This is a genomic window from Paenibacillus sp. FSL P2-0173 (assembly GCF_038008045.1).
Lineage (GTDB): Bacteria > Bacillota > Bacilli > Paenibacillales > Paenibacillaceae > Paenibacillus > Paenibacillus polymyxa_B.
Genome location: NZ_JBBOYK010000004.1, coordinates 516,851 through 533,385, shown reverse-complemented (window position 1 = coordinate 533,385; position 16,535 = coordinate 516,851). Strand labels below are relative to the sequence as shown.

Below are 16,535 nucleotides of genomic sequence, written 5' to 3'. Positions count from 1 at the left end.
GAAATTCATGCGGATCTTGCCGGAGCGACAGAACGTCAATACGTTGACGCTAATGCCAATAGCCTTCAAACAGGCAATATGACCGCATTCCATTATACAGGAGTTCGAGGTTTGCCAACAGAAAAAAACTTTGGGATATACGGACGGTATAGTGAAATCCGGCTGGATAATGGGGAGGAAATAACGATGAAGCTGATTCAACGTATAAAGGAAGGCGCTAATCGCGCAACAGAAAAGGCGCAGCATGCTGTCGAGATTAGTAAGATCAATTCACAAATTACAACGATTCAGCAGGAAATGGATGTTCATTTCTTACGAATGGGTCAGATCTTTTACGAAGGTTACCGCGCATCCGACATGTCGGTGGCAGAAACCGAGATGACACAGCTATCCACTGCATGTGATGAGCTTCAGGATGAAATTGACGAGCTGCGCAGTAGAATTGCAGAATTAAAAAACGCTCATTTATGCACCTGTGGAGCGGTTGTACCACTGGATGCGAACTTTTGTCCCAAATGCGGACGCAAGCTGAATGAAGGGCAGACTGCCTCCAAACAAGTAGCTGCTGTGCGTGAAGAGGTGCCAACAGACGTCTATTCTTTTGATCTGCGCAAGCCAGAGGTAGTGAAGGATGCTGCGCCTGCTTACACGGAGTATGCAGAACATGAAGTAGTCGATCGGCATGAACAGGAACAGGATGAGCGGTATGAAACACAGGAACCCGCGGGACTAGACCGCGATTACACAGTGTCTGATTTTACACCGGAAGAAAAAGCGGCATTCGACGAAGAGTGGGAGCGCCGCCGTCAGGAAGAGCTGGAAAAAGAACACCGTCGTCTTGAAGAACTGGCACGTGAGCGTGAGCGTCAGGAAGAGCTGGACGAGCGAATCCGGTATTGGAAGGCCAACAACTCCGGGGCCGAGAAGCCGGCAATGCCGTCTGCACAAGTACGTGAAAATGTAAAATGCCAAATCTGTACTGCAGAACTACCTAAAGGGTCCAAATGGTGCCCGCGTTGCGGAGCTGAACAGATTTGACGCAGCCGAACAGGCTGCTGCAGGACACAGACATAACGCCGGGCAGCATAGGGGGAACAGAATATATGGAGCGTTTGCTGCATCATCTGCGGAATCTGGGTTTTACGGAAATGGAAGCCAAGGTTATGGTCGAGCTTTCGAGGCAAAATGCGGCTTCCGGCTATGAAGTGGCTAAGCGTCTGGGTGCATCGCGCTCCAACGTGTACGCGGCTTTACAGCGTTTGGCCGGGCAGGGATACCTCAGAACCAGTGCTGGAGAGCCTGTACGTTACAGCATGCTGCCACCGGGTGAACTGACCCGGATGATCGAAGGACAAATGCAGGAGTCCCTACGCGCAGTGGAGAAAGAAATGCCACGAACAGAACCAACCAAGCCGACCTTTTATAATGCGGAAGGCGATCGGAAGGTGCTGGAAAGTCTGACACGTGAATTGGAACGGGCAGAGCATGAGATTGTGTTGGATTTGTGGCGCGAGGAAGCTGAGCTGCTGCGGACAGAGTTGGAGAAAGCTGAGGGTCGAGGTGTGCGTCTGCTCTGGTCCTGCGATAACGGAGAAAGCATGATGGGACCGTGGTTACCGTCTGGGTCTGGTACAGACGGACAGGAACCAGCAGGGCGGAAGTTTTCTTTTGTTATTGATCGGCGTTGGTGCATGCTGGGTATGCGGGGAGAGAATTGCCCGACACAGGCGCTTATTACCGAGCATCCGGTAATGACAGGCCTGCTGCTTAATCATTTTGCTCAGGATCTTATTCTGTATGAGCTGGAGCATGATATGGGCAGAGAACTGTCGACCCGGTATGGCTGGCGGTATGAAGGCATTATCGGCAAATATATGTCAGCTGGAGAATAGCTAAAGATTACCGGGTAGGAAGTTCCATCAGTGCCCGGCATATAGATGTAATATAGCCCGCCTTATGAGGCACGAATTGATCCGATGTAATCAGGCGGCGGTTTTTTTCTGGATTTGGCCCCGACGTAATGCCATGGGCTTCGATAAAGGGAATATGGCCTTCAAAAAGGGCCAGTGCTTGGTCAAGATCTGCTTCGTACAGTCCGGCTACTTCTTCTTGCTGGAGGTGATAAGCTTCCAATGGCTGGTTCGATAGCAGTCCAAACACCGAGCTAACCTCCCGATCCCAAAAAGAGGTGCCCTGTGCGGTACCTTTGCTTTCATACCGAACGGTCATCAGCGGTGTTAATGAGGCAAAGGGAACATGAATGCCCAGTTCTTCCTCCAGCTCACGAGCCGCCTGAGACATATCTTCGCCTGCCTTCAAGTGACCGGCTGCTGTAATATCGTAGCATCCGGGGAAGGTGTCCTTCGTATCCTGACGCTGTTGGAACAGCAAGCGACGGCCTGTCGAAGTGTCTCGTGCTAGCCAGCAGTGAAAGGTATGGTGCCAGTATCCCTTGGCATGTGCGTCTTGTCGCGAGGCTGTGCCAAGAGGGTTGTCTTCATCATCGTAGATATCCAGAAGCTCGCTAGTCATCGTGGTTCCTCCTATAGTAAGCAGAAATCAAAGGTCTACTTTACAGTATAACGTGTTTTCTGTCCTGACGATATGAAGGCGGGTGTGGAATGTGGAGTGGCATTTGGGGTATGCTGGGAACATGAGGATTTGCAACATCACACAGATTTACGATTGAAAGGAGCGATTTTACATGGAATGTATAGTACATTTTCGAGTCATGCATCCGGAGGAACCCAAGGAACTGCGCGGGTTGATTATGCTGGAAAGCGGAGGCAAGCCGGGGATTGATCAAATCACGGATATGTTCAAAAATATGGGCTATGATGTCCGCCCAGACAATCCGGAGGAATTGATTTTTAAACCAGTCGATGTCAGAGCTAATTATACATATATCCGGGTTATTGAACTGGATACAGGTGAGGAAGTCTACCAGGAAGACAGGGATTTGCGCGCGATTTTGGAAAATTTGCTGAATAAACGTTAAAGATCAGGAGAACTAATCGATGGAATGAGATAAAGCGATCCTGTCGCCATTCATAGGAACGGAGAACCAATAATGAGATTGTATATTATCCGACACGCAGACCCCGATTACCCCAATAACACCATCACGCCGGAGGGGCATTTGGAAGCCCAGGCACTGGCCAAACGGCTTTCCAGTCACGGACTGGATCGAATTTATGCCTCTCCTTTGGGGCGGGCTTTGGATACAATGCGCTACACCGCCGACTCTCTGGGTATGACTCATGAAGTGGAACACTGGACACAGGAGCTGGCTCTAAAGCTGGAGGAAACTCCATACGGCCGTCTTTCCCATTGGGATTTGCCAGGTGAAGTGATCCGTTCCGAAATGCCCCTGCCGACTCATGACTCTTGGCAGGAGATTTCCTATTATCAGGGAACGCAGAGTCCCGAAACCTTCGAGCGGCTGAAGCTTCATTCCGATGAATTCCTGAAACGGCAAGGCTTTGAGCGGGTGGAGGGCAGGTACCGGATTCTGAAGCACACCGAAGATCAGGTGGCCGTATTTTGTCATGGCGGCTTCGGGCTGACCTGGCTTGCTCATCTGTTGGAGCTGCCATTGGCCTTGGTCTGGTCCGGCTTTTGGATGCCGCCTAGCTCCGTAACCACGATCTTGTTTGATGAGCGCTCTCAGGAATGGGCAGTTCCCCGTTGCATCGGCTTCGGTGATGTTTCCCATCTGTACGCTGAGGGCTTGCCCGTCAGACCCCGTGGCATTATCACCAATTTCAACTAATCAGATCTCTCACACCATACCAAAACGGCTTAAGACGGTACATCGTCTTAAGCCGTTTGTTGTAGTCATATAGGTGTGGGTTGAGTCAGCGTGCTTCGACGTACCCCTCCAGCTTGGAAGTGCAATGTGCGCAACGGGTAGCGGCTACAGGAATTTCGGATAGGCAATGTGGACATTCCTTGATCGCTTTTTCCTGAGGAGGTTTTTCTTCCTCTTTGCGTTTCAGCATGTTAATCCCTTTGACCAGCATGAACACACAGAAGGCTACGATCAGGAAGTCCAGCAGGACGTTAATGAACTGACCATAGGCGAGGACTGCAATCCCTGCTTCCTTGGCCTGTGCCAAAGTCATGCGTGTACCGTCAGCATTTAAAGGATCGGCAGCTCGTAAAGCTACATACAAGTCTGGAAAATTCATGCCGCCCAGAAGTTTACCAATCGGAGGCATGATAATATCGTTTACCACAGAAGTGACAATCTTGCCAAACGCTCCACCGATGATAACACCGACCGCGAGGTCAATCACGTTACCTCGTACAGCGAATTCTTTAAACTCTTTTATAATACCTTTTCCGCTCATATGAGTGCTCACCTTCTTTACATAAAATCATTTATCTATAATACATGCTATGTCAATGGAGGGCAATTCCCAATTGATGTATTGCACTTTGTCACAAAATCACATGTTCATTTGTCTTCTATATGTAAACCAATAATGGAGGCGATGTATCGTGAGTTTGAGATTCAATCACAGAGCAGTGAGTCCTAGCACATTCAAGGTAATGATGGAGATGGAAAAATACATTTCCGGTCGTTTTACAGACAAAGTATTGTACGAACTACTGAAAATTAGAGTATCCCAAATCAATGGATGTTCCTATTGTCTGGATATGCATGCGAAGGATTTGCTCAAGCTGGGGGATTATGCTGACCACATTTTGCAGCTAGCCTTATGGCGGGAGGTTCCTTTGTTCACGGAAAAAGAACGTGTTATGCTTGAATTAGCTGAAGCGGTTACCCGTATCTCTGAACAAGGGGTACCTACGGATTTGTACAATAGGGTCAGAGAACATTTTACAGAGGAAGAATACGTAGATTTGATTACCGCGGTTAACGTGATTAACAGTTGGAACCGGATTGCGATTGCAACGGGAATGTATCCGGGCATTCTTTAAATGAACAGGGGGCTATGCTTTGTCTGGCAAAGAACACAGAATTGAACAAGAATCGGTGGATTTAAATCTGGAGGAGCTGTATCAGAGATATCGCAAATATTCTTTTGCCATTGCTTATCGCATGCTTGGAACGGTTACGGATGCCGAGGATGTAGTTCAAGACTGCTTTGTCGAGCTGAAGAATAAGCCCCTGGATGATATACACAATCCCAAAGCCTATGTAGCCAAAATGACGATGAATCGGTGTCTGAATCTGTTGAACTCTGCGCGCAAGCAAAGAGAGACATATGTAGGACAGTGGCTGCCGGAGCCGTTGGGTGAAAGCGCAGATCTCCCTGCGGATTGGTTAGAGCGTAAAGACATGATATCTTACGCTTTTCTGGTTTTGCTGGAGCAGCTAAAGCCGATAGAGCGGGCTGTTTTTGTGCTGAGGGAAGCTTTTCAATATGATTACAAAGATATTGCGGAATTGCTGGGGAAGACTGAGAGCAACTGTCGTCAGTTGTTCAGTCGCTCCCGTCGTATTCTATCTTCAGGAGAATCTGCTCTTGAGGCTCAGTCCAGTCGTAATATGAATAACTCATCCCGAATAAAACTACTAGAACGTTTTACAACCGCCTTTCTTGCCTACGATGTGACTGCTATGCTGGAACTACTGGCTGAACAACCTGTATTCGTGTCAGATGGCGGAGGTAATGTGCATACGGTGATGAGACCGATGGTTGTGCGCAAAGGCGTTCTTGCCCTGTTGACTTCTCGTCGGGTATTAACCGTTTTACGAGAAAGAGATGTGTTCCACACCGTCATCAATGGCGAGGTCCAGCTGGCATTTCTGGAAGATGGAAAAGTGAGAGAAACCTTATGTCTCAGACTGACACCGGACGGGGAGCATATTCAGAGTTTTTATTTAATGGTTAACCCAGATAAGTTGGGATACATTCATATAGGACAGAAGAAGCGAACATGCGATAAAAAGTAATCATCGAAACAGCAAAAACCTTGAATCCTGCTAAGGATCAAGGTTTTTTGTTGTCTTCACAACTGCCGGGCTTGATGAAGAGCCAGATCACCTACCCAGGGAAGCTTGAGCCACTTGCCTTGTCCCGCGCGAATTAACAGGATGACCCACAATACAAGGCCTGCCAGCGTTAGCAGGGAAGCGAGCAGAGGACCGAGCAGCGGAATGAATCCAACAAGCACATGCCCGATCATGAGGGTGACAAACAGAAATATGGATTGCAGCGCGTGAAATAATACAAATCGACTTTTCTTTTCCAGCATGACAAAGGCCAGTGCGCCAATAAATGCGAACAGATAGCACAGGACAGCTGCTATATTTTCATCCAATCCCGTGGAAGACTTATAGACTGACATGTCAGGCAAATCCCCCTTTATAAGTTATCCGTACTATACAAGCTATGAGGACAGGAATTAAAGATATGCCCGAAACGCCAGAAAAAGTTCAATCAGGGAATGTGTATAAAAACACGAAAAAGACTGAACGAAAAGGATTCGCTCAGTCATTCACAGGGTTATACACAGGTTTTGCACATGTTGTACGCATTTTATCCACTATACGCCACTACTTGTCCACAAAATAAGCATTGGTTATGCACAAATTGTGCACAAACTGTAGACAATATAGCGATTAAGCTCATTTTGCACACAGATTGTCCACAAAATATCAACAGATTGGTATTAACCGTGGATAAGTTGTCTTATTTAGCGATCTCCGCGTTGTAAACGACGGCGTGGATGTGTGATTTTACCCTTTTTATCCTCATCGTCCTCTTTGGGGATAAGTCGTTCATCAGTACGTCCTTCATGATGATTATCAAAGGCGTATTCGGTCATTTTCCACTCGGAAGTACCCAGAACAACATCAGCGGGAAAATGCTGACCTCTGTGCAAATGCTGCTCATGTCCATCCTCATCAATATAAACACCATCCACTTCTACCTTTTCTCCTGTTAGTGGGAGCAAATCCTTCCCTTTGTGTTCCATAGGTATCCCCTCCGTCTGACTTTATTCTTCGTTAATTTGTCCGGACGGAAGGTCTTTTATCCACAAGCTGATGCAAAATATCCTCGGCAATCTGGTCTGCGGGATGAGGTTTACGAAGCAGCTCAATCGCCTGCATCATCTCTTCGGCAAGAGAGGGGGTGGAAATCAGGTCGAGACAATGCTGAATCAGCTCCTCCGTAGTGCGAGCAATACGGGCAGCTCCTTTTTGCTGCAAATACAGAGCATTATTTAGCTCCTGACCGGGTACGGGCTTGAACACAAGAATAGGTAAACCGGATGCAATACTTTCCGAGAGTGTGATGCCGCCGGGCTTCGTAATCACCAGATTGCTCGCACGCATAAGTGCTGGAACAAAGTCCACGAATCCATAGGTGTAAATGTTTGGGTGGTCTGCATACAGCGCATCCACTTCTGCTTTCAGTTGCTGGTTACGTCCGCAGACGATCAGTAGCCGCAACTGAGGAAGCTGGCTTAATTGCCGACAGATATCCAGTATGCCGGATAGCACACCATAGGCGCCAGCCATAATGAGTAGCGTAGTAGTCTCAGACTGTAGTGATGGAATTACCTGTTCCTGAACAGGAATTTCGTCGGCAGACATGTTATAAAAAGAAGCGTGAATCGGAATACCCGTAGCGATAATGCGTTCGATAGGTATTCCCCGCTGGGCGGCTTCCTGCTGAATATCCTCAGTGGCTACATAGTAGCGGTCAATATCGGGATGCAGCCAGCGCCCATGCAGATCGAAATCTGTAACCACGTTGACAATAGGCAAATTCATTCCCATTTTGCGGCGTAACGCCGGGAGCGCGAGCTGCGGGAACGTATGTATCACGAGATCCGGCAACTCCTTTTTCAGAGTGATCGTAAGTTGACGCATTCCGAATGAATGCAATACATGGCCGAAGGCCGATTTAGCCTGCATACCGCGCGTGATGTTATAGACCCAGCCGTAAAGCTGAGGAATGGTTTTGAAGCTTTGCATATATACAAATTTGGTCAGACCGTTCAACCAGGGATGAGATTCAGCCATCAGGTCGAGAAGTTGTACCTCGCAGCGTCCGAGTCTTCGCAAACTGCCCATAATTGCCCGAGCGGCCTGCACATGGCCTTCCCCGTAACTGGCGTATAATATTAGAATTTTTGGTGCTGAGACTTCCATGATTGTTTAGCCCCCTATATTCAATAAGCACATGAAGCTCATATCAGGAACGTTCTAAGTTGAGGGAGGATACGGCTGGCAAAACGTAGCGCTCCAGCAGTGTTCGCGGATTTTTCCAACGGCTCACCTTGCTGTCTGCTGTAAATACCACGACTGCGTTCGCTTCTGGCACAAGATAAATTTGCTGTCCTCCATGTCCGTGCGCACACGCGTAGTTGATGCCGTGGAGTCGTCCTGTCCACCATTGGAATCCGTAATCTCCGAATTCTGGATAGCCTTCAACCTGTCGCTGTGTCGCCTGATGCAGCCAATCGGCCGGAATCAATTCTTTTCCGTTCCAGCTGCCTTGATGAAGGCAGCAATCGCCGAATTTAGCCATGTCACGCGATGTCAGATATAGCCCGATGTGTCCCATGGTGTAGCCCTCTGGATCTTGTGCCCAACCACTTCTTCCAAAACCTAAGGGTTCGAACAGATGCTGGAGAGCGTACGTATAGGCGTCAATCCCACAGCATTGGGTCAGCAGCACGGACAACAGGTGAGAATCAACACTACGATATTGGAATACACCGAGTTGGTCCTCCTGTACAGGTAAACGTAGGGCAAAGGACGGCCAGCTTTTGCTGCGATGAAAACGGTGGATAAAAGCTTCTCCGAGCTTTTTGCCCGTCTGCCAATACAAGCCGGATGTCATGGTCAACAGATGGCGAATCGTAATCTGCTCTAGCAGTGTTTCCTTCCGCCTAGGTAAATACTCAGACAACAGCTTATGCACAGCCGTCTCTGGCCCGGGCATATCACCGCGAGCCATAGCTATGCCGATGAGCGTGGAAGTGAAGCTTTTGGTTGCGGATCGCAAATCGTTCAGAGAGCTTACTTCATGCCCATTATAATAGCGTTCCCAGATCAGTTTGCCGTGGCGCAGCAGCAGGAAGCTGTGCATTTTAGGAAACTTGGCTTGGATTTCACGGTCTGCCTGATCAAGTAGGGAGACATTGATGCCCTCCTCTTCACAAGTTCCTATGTTCAGGGCAGACATACGGGCAACAGGTGCAGTGAACAGCGGAGCATAGCGGCGCATCCTTTTCCCTCCTTGTTATGTTTATTTATTTTACCCCAAACACATACACTCCAAAAACCGATAAATAAGGTATACCTCCTGTGCAACAGCTGATTGAGTACCCCAAATGACATGATGCGTAAAAGATAGGTAAAATCAATGTAAATTTACTGGAAAGCTGAAAGCTGTATCTGAATATGTTATAATGGGGTAGTGATTCAGCCAAAAGAAAATCGGTTAATAATAGTGTCAGGTACATGCCTTGTATAAGGTGTTCCCGACCTAAGCTGCAATTAGACATACTACTTCACTGCATAAGGACATCAATACTTTTCGGCATTCTCTTCAACGGAGCACTTATTTTCAACGTTTTGGGAGGGAGTTACATGGCAACGAAAGGTCACAATGAAGTTAAGGAAAGTCTGCGGGAAATGACTCGAATTTTCCGGCCTAAGGATCCCAAAAAATTTGTAAAGGAATATGTGCGAAAATACCGGATTACAGGAGGGTATGAGGAAGAGTTGACCATGGTGGTGGAAAACGAACTCGGTCGCATAAATTCTTCAGTATCTTAAAGGGTTCGATTACCCGAAAAACTAGAAATACGACTTTTATAAACCGTCTATCCACAGAGGAGACGGTTTTTTTGTGTCCGCCGTGCATACAATGGGATAGGTTTAGTGAATTTGTATGCTCAAAGGAGGCGGATTCCAATAGAGATAGCGATACGAACACCGGAGGAAATCGGCTACATGAGGGAGGCCGGACGTATTTTGGCAGATTGCCATCGTGCGCTGGAAAGTCGTATTCTTCCGGGAATTACAACGCTTGAAATCGATGCTTGGGTGGAGCAGTTTTTAAGCAAGCGTGGAGCCACGCCTGAACAAAAGGGCTATAAAGGTTTCCCTTATGCCACCTGTGCTTCGGTCAACGAGGTGGTATGTCACGGTTTTCCCTCGGAGCGGGTGCTTCATGATGGGGATATTGTGACCATCGACATTGTGGTTAACAAAGATGGTTGGCTGGCTGACCGAGGATGGACTTATGCGGTAGGTAACATTAGCCGCCCGGTAGCACGACTGTTGCGGCAGACCCATAAGGCATTGGTACGGGGTATCGAGGTTGCCCGCCCGGGGAGGACGTTGGGGGATATCGGGCATGCTGTGGAAAAAACAGCAGGCTGGCGGCGGTTCGGCAACGTCAAGCCTCTGATCGGGCATGGCATTGGCCGCCAAATGCATGAGCCGCCAGAGGTTCTGCACTACGGTCGTCCCAAAACGGGATTACCACTGCGCGAAGGGATGGTGATTACCATTGAGCCGGTATTTACCCTCGGAACCGAGGGGGCCGTGCTCTGGGGGGACGATGGCTGGACCATCAGCACAGCAGATGGCAGTTGGGGGGCTCAATACGAGCACACGATTGCGATTACAAAGAACGGCCCTTATATTTTGACCTCATAAAAGAGAGTTGTGCCATAGGGAGTCAATGTGCGGGGCGTTTGCATAAGGCTCTCTAGGTAAGTTTTTTCAGGATGACACATTCATCGTGGTTGTTGAGATTTTTCGGTAAAGCAACAGATAAATACCCAGCTCGACAGGGGAGGAAACAGCCATCACAATTCCCGCCACTTTGCCGTCCAGTCCTGAAAAAAAGCAGATACACAGAATAAGCGCGAGAATCGCAAAGCTTACAGAAAACAGCCTGCCGATAAAGATAGGTTTGGTATTGCCGATCAATATCGAACGCCCAATAAAATATTCCACCCAAGGATAAAATGCGACATAGACAGCCAGTATGCGAAGCAATCCTCTGGTTTCTAGCAACAATTTTCCTTCCAATCCCAATACATTCCGTAACACAGGATCGCCAGCAAATCCGAAGGAAAGTAACAGTAGTAGCAGCGGCGACAGGATAGACAAAAAGCTCAAAAATATCAGCACTTCCCTGCGCTTGGACGTATAAAATTGAATCACAATTTGATGCAAAGAGCTGCAAAACCAGACCAATAGATTTAGGATTTGCAGTGCTACAGAAAAGGATGCCACGGCCAAAAGTGGATCAGTTGTATTGTTCAGCGCAGCTTGGATGGAAGGATTCAGGATAACCAGCACCAGCGCCGAATATAGCAAAGGAAGATAAAAAGGTAGAAGATGCTTCGCATGATGGATGGTTTGCTCCGCGTTGTCAGGAGGCAGCTTTCTTTTGAGAACCCGGCCTTCTAAAAAAGTAACGACCAGCTCTATGAGAATACCTGCAATAAAAATGGCAGCACCGACTCGTCCGTCATTCGTCCAGCCAGCACGGATCAAAAACCAGGAAGCAATTAGCATCACGATAATACGTATGGACGAGCTGAATGTCATCCATGCCGTTCGGTGCTTGTTAATAATAAGTCCCTGATATATGTTACGGACAGCTACCAATATGTATAGTAAAGTAAGAACCTGAAATACGTTCTTGGTGGGTTCGATCAATACTGGGGACACACCAAATACATATTGAAAGACCAGATTGCCTACGGGCGTCAACCCGATGCTCCAGCCTATGATCAATACAGCCACAGCGACGAACGTACATAAAATACCGATAGAATGAACGGACTTGCGATCATAACCGAATTTCGTGGTCATTTGCCGTACAGCGGTTAACGGAGTTTCCAACAGTAGGCACAGGCTGACGGCGACCGCATAGCTGCTTAATGTAAACGAAGGATGTTCCGAACGAGCAAGCACGGCATTGACGATGACATGCGTTAGTGCAGCAATTAATGACGAAATGCCAAGCGGCACATAAAATGAAACGATTTTATTCAAGTCGAATCCTCCAGTAATGAACGAGTAGTGTAGTGAACGGTTATCCTATCCAACTTCACTAAACAATGAATATTCTTATTATAGATCAAGATTTGGATCGTCGATATAATAGAGTGCATAATATTGGAAACTAGGAGTGGAACTCACATGAACATCAGGGAAGCAACGATATCAGATGCCGAGGGCATCGCCAAGGTGCACGTAGATTGCTGGAGGACGACGTACAAAGATATAATGCCTGCCCAGGTTCTGGAACAGCTTTCCTATGAGCAAAGAACAGAACTGTGGAATGCGAATCTATCCAGTGAAGACGGCCATCGGGTATACGTTGCTGAAAATGAGAAGGGGGAAATCATCGGATTTGTGAGTGGGGGTCCAGAAAAGTCAGGTGAATATCCCCCGTATGGGGGAGAAATAACGGCTATTTACGTTTTGAGTGAATACCATAGTTTAGGCTTGGGGAAGAGACTATTTTTACGTCTGCTTCAACATTTTAATAGTATGGATATTCACTCTGTAATCGTATGGGTGCTAGCAGATAATCCAACATGTACTTTTTATGAAAGGCTGGGGGCCAAACTTATAGTAGAACAACATATTATAAATATGAGTGGCAAAAACCTGAACATGTTGGCTTACGGTTGGATACTATTCGGATAGAATACGCTTTTGTCCTTCCAAAGCACGAATCGGTGCAATATTTTGCGTAAATTCCAACGTTCCCAGATAGTGGCCCTCAGCATCACGGATGGCAAAATAACGGATGTAGACAAATTTGTCCTTGATTGGAATCCAAAAATCTTCAGCATCCTTGCGGCCTGCTTTAAAATCTTCCAGCAGCTTCTCAACGACGTGCACGCTTTGGGGTGGATGACAATTCTGTACGGTACGACCAATGACGGCTTTCGTGCGCGCGAAGATTCGTTCCTTACCATGGGAAAAATAGCGAACAACATCATTTTCATCGATAAAAGTCAGGTCAACGGGTAGATGATTCAACAGTAGTTCCAATTGTTGTACGGATACAATCCCCGTCTCGAATCTCACGAAGCCTTGCGGTGTTCCGGATGTGCCTTCCGTTTGCTCAAGGGCTTCTGCAGGTTCCTCTGCCCGTTCAGGTATCCATTCACGTTCGGGAGCGGTCAGGCAGAACCCGATTTCCTCGCTTTCACGGGCTATTTTCAGCCACTCATCCTCTGTCAGCTTACTGAGTGCCATCGGCAGCAAAATATTCTCTTCCTTGAATATCATTTCATTCACTTCGCTCATGATATGGGCAAGTGCCTTCCCAATCTGTTCACGATCTCCGTTATATTCGGTGAGCAGACTCTTTGCCTCCTTAATCGCAGCACGAATGCTGTCGTCCACACCCCACATGACTTTGGTTGGGCCAAAAATTCCATAGCGTTCTAGATAAGGAAAGACCAGATTTTCTTTGCGGCTATAGTGCTTGTCGAGATCGAGCAGCAGACTTAAATCTTCCAGTAGCTTGTAGATGATTTTGGGGCTGTCGTCCTTTTGAAATTGGTCCGCGTGCAATGACAACTTGAAGTTGACCAATTGTTCGATCTCCCGATTTTCCAGCTTGAAGGTATGAACGGGATGTCCCGGTTGTTCCTCTGGTCCTGAAGGACGGTGGATATCCTCAATGGAACCCTTGAATATCGATGTATGCACGGAACAAAGACGCTGCACTTCCGATACGGGAATTCCCTCCTCAGTCATCAATGCATGCTCCATAGCCGAAATTTCGGCTACGCTTACTCCGCCAACAGCCTCTGCGAAACGCGCTTTGACTTCCTCCACGCTTTTCCCGGCATGTAATTCTTTTATAATTTCCTTTAGCGTTTGTTGGCGTTCCGTTAATTCCTGTGCTGTATGTTCACGGTTGTTAATTAGCTCGCTCATGATCGTTAGCTCCTTTATTTTTGAATGGTAAAACCATGTTGCAAAAACGTGCGTTCCACGGTTTCCATAGCTACTTTTTTTAATGAAATACCTTTGGACAGTGTCATAAAACGACCTGCGGTTTGTAACATGCCAGGCTTGGCGATATCGTGAAAACCCAACTCTACCATAATGTCCTTCACTTCGGGATAACGGCTAACAAGGTTAAATATCGGCTCATCCCAGTGCAGTAGCTTATCCATTTGTTCATCCCCTTGATTGAGAACGTTTATCATTTACAGAGTAGCATAGGTCCTGGCGAGCTTTTGTGATTGTACGCACAATTTACATTCAGGTGTTGACAGTTGTAATTCATGGTTTATATACTGTGTATAAGGATATATACAGTAATAACACTGATTACTGTAATAACAACTTCGTATGAAGAGAGAATGAGGTCGTCATTACAGGCAGTGCAGAAGGGATCAGGATAAGAAAATGACAATCATCAAGCAGGCATGGAAGATTACCCGGCACGATTTTCGCAACAATCCATATGTCATGCTGTGGACATTGCTGTTTATTGCGTATTTGGGATTTACCATGAGTTTTGCTGTAAGTGTGCATTGGGATGAGCGTGGAAACTTGAGTCCAGTAGCCGATTTTATCATGCTGGTGCTGATTCCGTTTCTCGGATTCATTTATAACCGTCGTGCATTTAAATATCTTCAGGAAGATTCCTATACGCATATGCTAGCCTTTTTCCGCACCTTGCCTATACCGATGAATGCGGTGATTATGAGTCGAATTCAACAGGCGCTTTTGGCGTTTGTTATGAATAGTGTAATATTTTTCACTCTCTTTTTTACGTTGTCAGCTACGTTTCGGGTATATGCGAGTACAGGTTTCTTTGTATCGTTTGCACTTACCTGGATAGGCTACGGCATGCTGATTCAAGCCATTTATATTCATTTGGAATTTCTTAAAAAAGGAAAATCCTACTTTTGGATATCCATTGTCATCATGCTTATTTGTGGGATAGTTACGATTATAGTTCGAGTATGTGGGGCCAATCTGGTATCGATAACGGCATTTTATAGTAAGGAATGGCAGCTGTTGTCTCCGGTGATGTGGGGAGCGTTGCTGGCAGGAGTTCTGGGTATGTGGGTGTCCTATAAGGTGACACAGCGTAGGCTTATGAAACGGGACTTAACTTAGCGGTATGTGTACAAAGATAGATAAAAAGGGGGGAGAAGCAGGTGAATATACCAGTGCAAATTGATGAGAATAGCGCGGAACCGCTGTATGCACAAATTGAAAAGCAACTTCGTTCACTCATCGTAACCGGACAGATTGCAGCGGGAACGCTGCTTCCCTCCATTCGGGAGTTTGCAGGAACGCTCCGCTGCAGCGTCATCACCGTCCGGCGGGTCTATCAGGATTTGGAGAACGAGGGCTTGCTTCGTACCCGGCAGGGGACGGGCACCTTCGTAGCTCTGGTTGAGGACGATAAGCGCTCAGGTTACCGCCTTAAAGCAGTGACTGAGGCGTTGGAAACGGCGATTGACACAGGCATCGCTGTGCAGATGACAGAACAGGAATTGTGGGAGCTTTTCGCAGAAATGGTGAAGAGAAGGTATGAAGTCCAAGTGAAGGAGTGACGCCCGTGAAGAACGATGTAAATCATCATGTGGAAGTTCCTATGGGGATACAGATAAAAACACCCATTATTGAGATGAGCGAGGTCTATAAAACCCGGGGTAACCGGGAAATTGGACCGATTAATCTAACCATTGAACCGGGATATGTAGTCGCTTTGGCTGGACATAACGGATCGGGCAAAAGTACATTGATTCACCTGCTGACTCAGCTTATCCACCCGGATTTCGGTGAAATCCGTTGGTTCGGTCAAGCGTATCCAGACGGCATGCCGGCAGATACACGACAATGGGTTGGGTATGTGTCAGAGCAGCCAACCCGTGAGGAAGATCGACTCACAGCAGAAGCAGCAGCGGCTTTTCGAGCCTTGTGGTATCCCGGCTGGGATGAAACACGTTTTCAGCGTCTGATGGAACGATTTCAGGTTCCTCAGCATACGAAATTATCGCGTATGTCCAAGGGAGAGCGCCGTAAGTTTGAGCTGGCTGCAGCCTTGGCGCCTCACCCCCGTTTGTTGCTGCTGGATGAGCCTTCGTCGGGTTTAGACCCTTTTGCCTGGAAAATCATGCTGGAAGAACTGCGGGATTGTATGGAGAACGGCAAAACGACGGTCATTATTGCTACTCATATTATAGACGAGATTAAGCGTTTGGCGGATTATATTGTTCTGATGCATGATGGCAGGCTGCTCGGCAAGCTGGAAAAAGACCATTTGCTCGAAAATAGCAAGGAAATGTGGTTTGAAGGCACGCCAGAGGAGGCATCGGAGCTTCCGGGAGTGGTAGAGACGGAGAGCGAAGGCGGATTGCAACGAATTGTAACGTTGGCAGCCGGAGAGACCAGCGCCATATTGGAACAAGCGGGCATACGCCCCATCCGTGTGCGGCGTTTGGAACTGGATGATATTTTAGTACATTGGTCTGCGGGACAACTATCAGAAGATGCGGAGATATATACGCAGAAAAAAGGAGCGGAGTAA

Annotated in this window: 21 protein-coding genes; 12 read left to right on the top strand and 9 right to left on the bottom strand. The window is 47.4% G+C overall.

Annotated elements, in window-relative coordinates; translation table 11 throughout:
* Positions 1-186: 186 nt before the first annotated feature.
* A complete protein-coding gene (locus MKX30_RS22270; protein ID WP_341063600.1) occupies positions 187-1,038 on the top strand; it encodes a zinc ribbon domain-containing protein in 852 nt (283 codons plus the stop codon).
* A gap of 65 nt (positions 1,039-1,103) precedes the next feature.
* Positions 1,104-1,892 carry a TrmB family transcriptional regulator gene (locus MKX30_RS22265; protein WP_028541127.1) on the top strand — a complete coding sequence of 263 codons (789 nt, stop codon included), beginning with the start codon at positions 1,104-1,106 and terminating at the stop codon, positions 1,890-1,892.
* Between the two features lie 7 nt (positions 1,893-1,899).
* On the opposite strand, the gene MKX30_RS22260 is transcribed toward MKX30_RS22265, so the two are convergent.
* The gene (locus tag MKX30_RS22260) at positions 1,900-2,532 is read right to left on the bottom strand and encodes an NUDIX hydrolase (protein ID WP_341063531.1); all 633 of its coding nucleotides are present in this window, start codon (positions 2,530-2,532) and stop codon (positions 1,900-1,902) included.
* A 172-nt stretch (positions 2,533-2,704) separates the two neighbouring features.
* Here MKX30_RS22260 and MKX30_RS22255 point away from each other — a divergent pair, with 172 nt between their 5' ends.
* Positions 2,705-2,998 (top strand): hypothetical protein, encoded by a 294-nt coding sequence (locus tag MKX30_RS22255; protein WP_023986824.1) that lies wholly within the window; start codon positions 2,705-2,707, stop codon positions 2,996-2,998.
* Positions 2,999-3,070: 72 nt separating this feature from the next.
* Positions 3,071-3,772: a histidine phosphatase family protein gene (locus MKX30_RS22250; RefSeq protein ID WP_023986825.1), complete on the top strand. Its 702-nt coding sequence runs from the start codon at positions 3,071-3,073 to the stop codon at positions 3,770-3,772.
* 85 nt (positions 3,773-3,857) lie between these two features.
* Here MKX30_RS22250 and mscL read toward each other — a convergent pair whose 3' ends face one another.
* Positions 3,858-4,352: a large conductance mechanosensitive channel protein MscL gene (gene mscL / locus MKX30_RS22245; RefSeq protein ID WP_341063529.1), complete on the bottom strand. Its 495-nt coding sequence runs from the start codon at positions 4,350-4,352 to the stop codon at positions 3,858-3,860.
* A gap of 151 nt (positions 4,353-4,503) precedes the next feature.
* Between mscL and MKX30_RS22240 the strand changes: the two genes are divergently transcribed.
* Positions 4,504-4,947: a carboxymuconolactone decarboxylase family protein gene (locus MKX30_RS22240; protein WP_023986827.1), complete on the top strand. Its 444-nt coding sequence runs from the start codon at positions 4,504-4,506 to the stop codon at positions 4,945-4,947.
* A gap of 19 nt (positions 4,948-4,966) precedes the next feature.
* The gene (locus tag MKX30_RS22235) at positions 4,967-5,926 is read left to right on the top strand and encodes a sigma-70 family RNA polymerase sigma factor (RefSeq protein ID WP_028541124.1); all 960 of its coding nucleotides are present in this window, start codon (positions 4,967-4,969) and stop codon (positions 5,924-5,926) included.
* 56 nt (positions 5,927-5,982) lie between these two features.
* On the opposite strand, the gene MKX30_RS22230 is transcribed toward MKX30_RS22235, so the two are convergent.
* The 4 genes from MKX30_RS22230 to MKX30_RS22215 all read right to left on the bottom strand — a co-directional run bounded on the left by MKX30_RS22230 (position 5,983) and on the right by MKX30_RS22215 (position 9,215).
* Complete coding sequence (locus MKX30_RS22230) at positions 5,983-6,321, bottom strand: DUF4870 domain-containing protein (protein ID WP_023986829.1); 339 nt, start codon at positions 6,319-6,321, stop codon at positions 5,983-5,985.
* Between the two features lie 348 nt (positions 6,322-6,669).
* Positions 6,670-6,951 (bottom strand): hypothetical protein, encoded by a 282-nt coding sequence (locus MKX30_RS22225; RefSeq protein ID WP_023986830.1) that lies wholly within the window; start codon positions 6,949-6,951, stop codon positions 6,670-6,672.
* Between the two features lie 31 nt (positions 6,952-6,982).
* Complete coding sequence (locus MKX30_RS22220) at positions 6,983-8,134, bottom strand: MGDG synthase family glycosyltransferase (RefSeq protein WP_341063528.1); 1,152 nt, start codon at positions 8,132-8,134, stop codon at positions 6,983-6,985.
* A gap of 43 nt (positions 8,135-8,177) precedes the next feature.
* Complete coding sequence (locus MKX30_RS22215) at positions 8,178-9,215, bottom strand: serine hydrolase domain-containing protein (protein WP_071559370.1); 1,038 nt, start codon at positions 9,213-9,215, stop codon at positions 8,178-8,180.
* A 365-nt stretch (positions 9,216-9,580) separates the two neighbouring features.
* Between MKX30_RS22215 and MKX30_RS22210 the strand changes: the two genes are divergently transcribed.
* Both MKX30_RS22210 and map read left to right on the top strand, forming a co-directional pair.
* Entirely contained in the window at positions 9,581-9,769 is a 189-nt protein-coding gene (locus tag MKX30_RS22210; protein WP_007428354.1) for a hypothetical protein, read from the top strand.
* A gap of 105 nt (positions 9,770-9,874) precedes the next feature.
* Positions 9,875-10,657 carry a type I methionyl aminopeptidase gene (gene map / locus MKX30_RS22205; RefSeq protein ID WP_080751590.1) on the top strand — a complete coding sequence of 261 codons (783 nt, stop codon included), beginning with the start codon at positions 9,875-9,877 and terminating at the stop codon, positions 10,655-10,657.
* A gap of 66 nt (positions 10,658-10,723) precedes the next feature.
* Here map and MKX30_RS22200 read toward each other — a convergent pair whose 3' ends face one another.
* The gene (locus tag MKX30_RS22200; RefSeq protein ID WP_023986834.1) at positions 10,724-12,010 is read right to left on the bottom strand and encodes a hypothetical protein; all 1,287 of its coding nucleotides are present in this window, start codon (positions 12,008-12,010) and stop codon (positions 10,724-10,726) included.
* Between the two features lie 147 nt (positions 12,011-12,157).
* On the opposite strand from MKX30_RS22200, the gene MKX30_RS22195 reads away from it, so the two are divergent.
* Complete coding sequence (locus MKX30_RS22195) at positions 12,158-12,670, top strand: GNAT family N-acetyltransferase (protein ID WP_341063526.1); 513 nt, start codon at positions 12,158-12,160, stop codon at positions 12,668-12,670.
* Here MKX30_RS22195 and MKX30_RS22190 read toward each other — a convergent pair.
* Positions 12,659-13,918, bottom strand: coding sequence for a DUF438 domain-containing protein (locus tag MKX30_RS22190; RefSeq protein ID WP_071559368.1), 1,260 nt, complete (start codon positions 13,916-13,918; stop codon positions 12,659-12,661). The genes MKX30_RS22195 and MKX30_RS22190 overlap by 12 nt on opposite strands.
* Positions 13,919-13,932: 14 nt before the next feature.
* Positions 13,933-14,160 (bottom strand): DUF1858 domain-containing protein, encoded by a 228-nt coding sequence (locus MKX30_RS22185; protein WP_023986837.1) that lies wholly within the window; start codon positions 14,158-14,160, stop codon positions 13,933-13,935.
* 235 nt (positions 14,161-14,395) lie between these two features.
* On the opposite strand from MKX30_RS22185, the gene MKX30_RS22180 reads away from it, so the two are divergent.
* The 3 genes from MKX30_RS22180 to MKX30_RS22170 are packed head-to-tail and all read left to right on the top strand — an operon-like array spanning position 14,396 to position 16,535.
* Positions 14,396-15,115 (top strand): hypothetical protein, encoded by a 720-nt coding sequence (locus MKX30_RS22180; RefSeq protein WP_071559367.1) that lies wholly within the window; start codon positions 14,396-14,398, stop codon positions 15,113-15,115.
* A gap of 41 nt (positions 15,116-15,156) precedes the next feature.
* Positions 15,157-15,558, top strand: coding sequence for a GntR family transcriptional regulator (locus MKX30_RS22175; RefSeq protein ID WP_023986839.1), 402 nt, complete (start codon positions 15,157-15,159; stop codon positions 15,556-15,558).
* A 41-nt stretch (positions 15,559-15,599) separates the two neighbouring features.
* Positions 15,600-16,535: an ATP-binding cassette domain-containing protein gene (locus MKX30_RS22170; RefSeq protein WP_071559696.1), complete on the top strand. Its 936-nt coding sequence runs from the start codon at positions 15,600-15,602 to the stop codon at positions 16,533-16,535.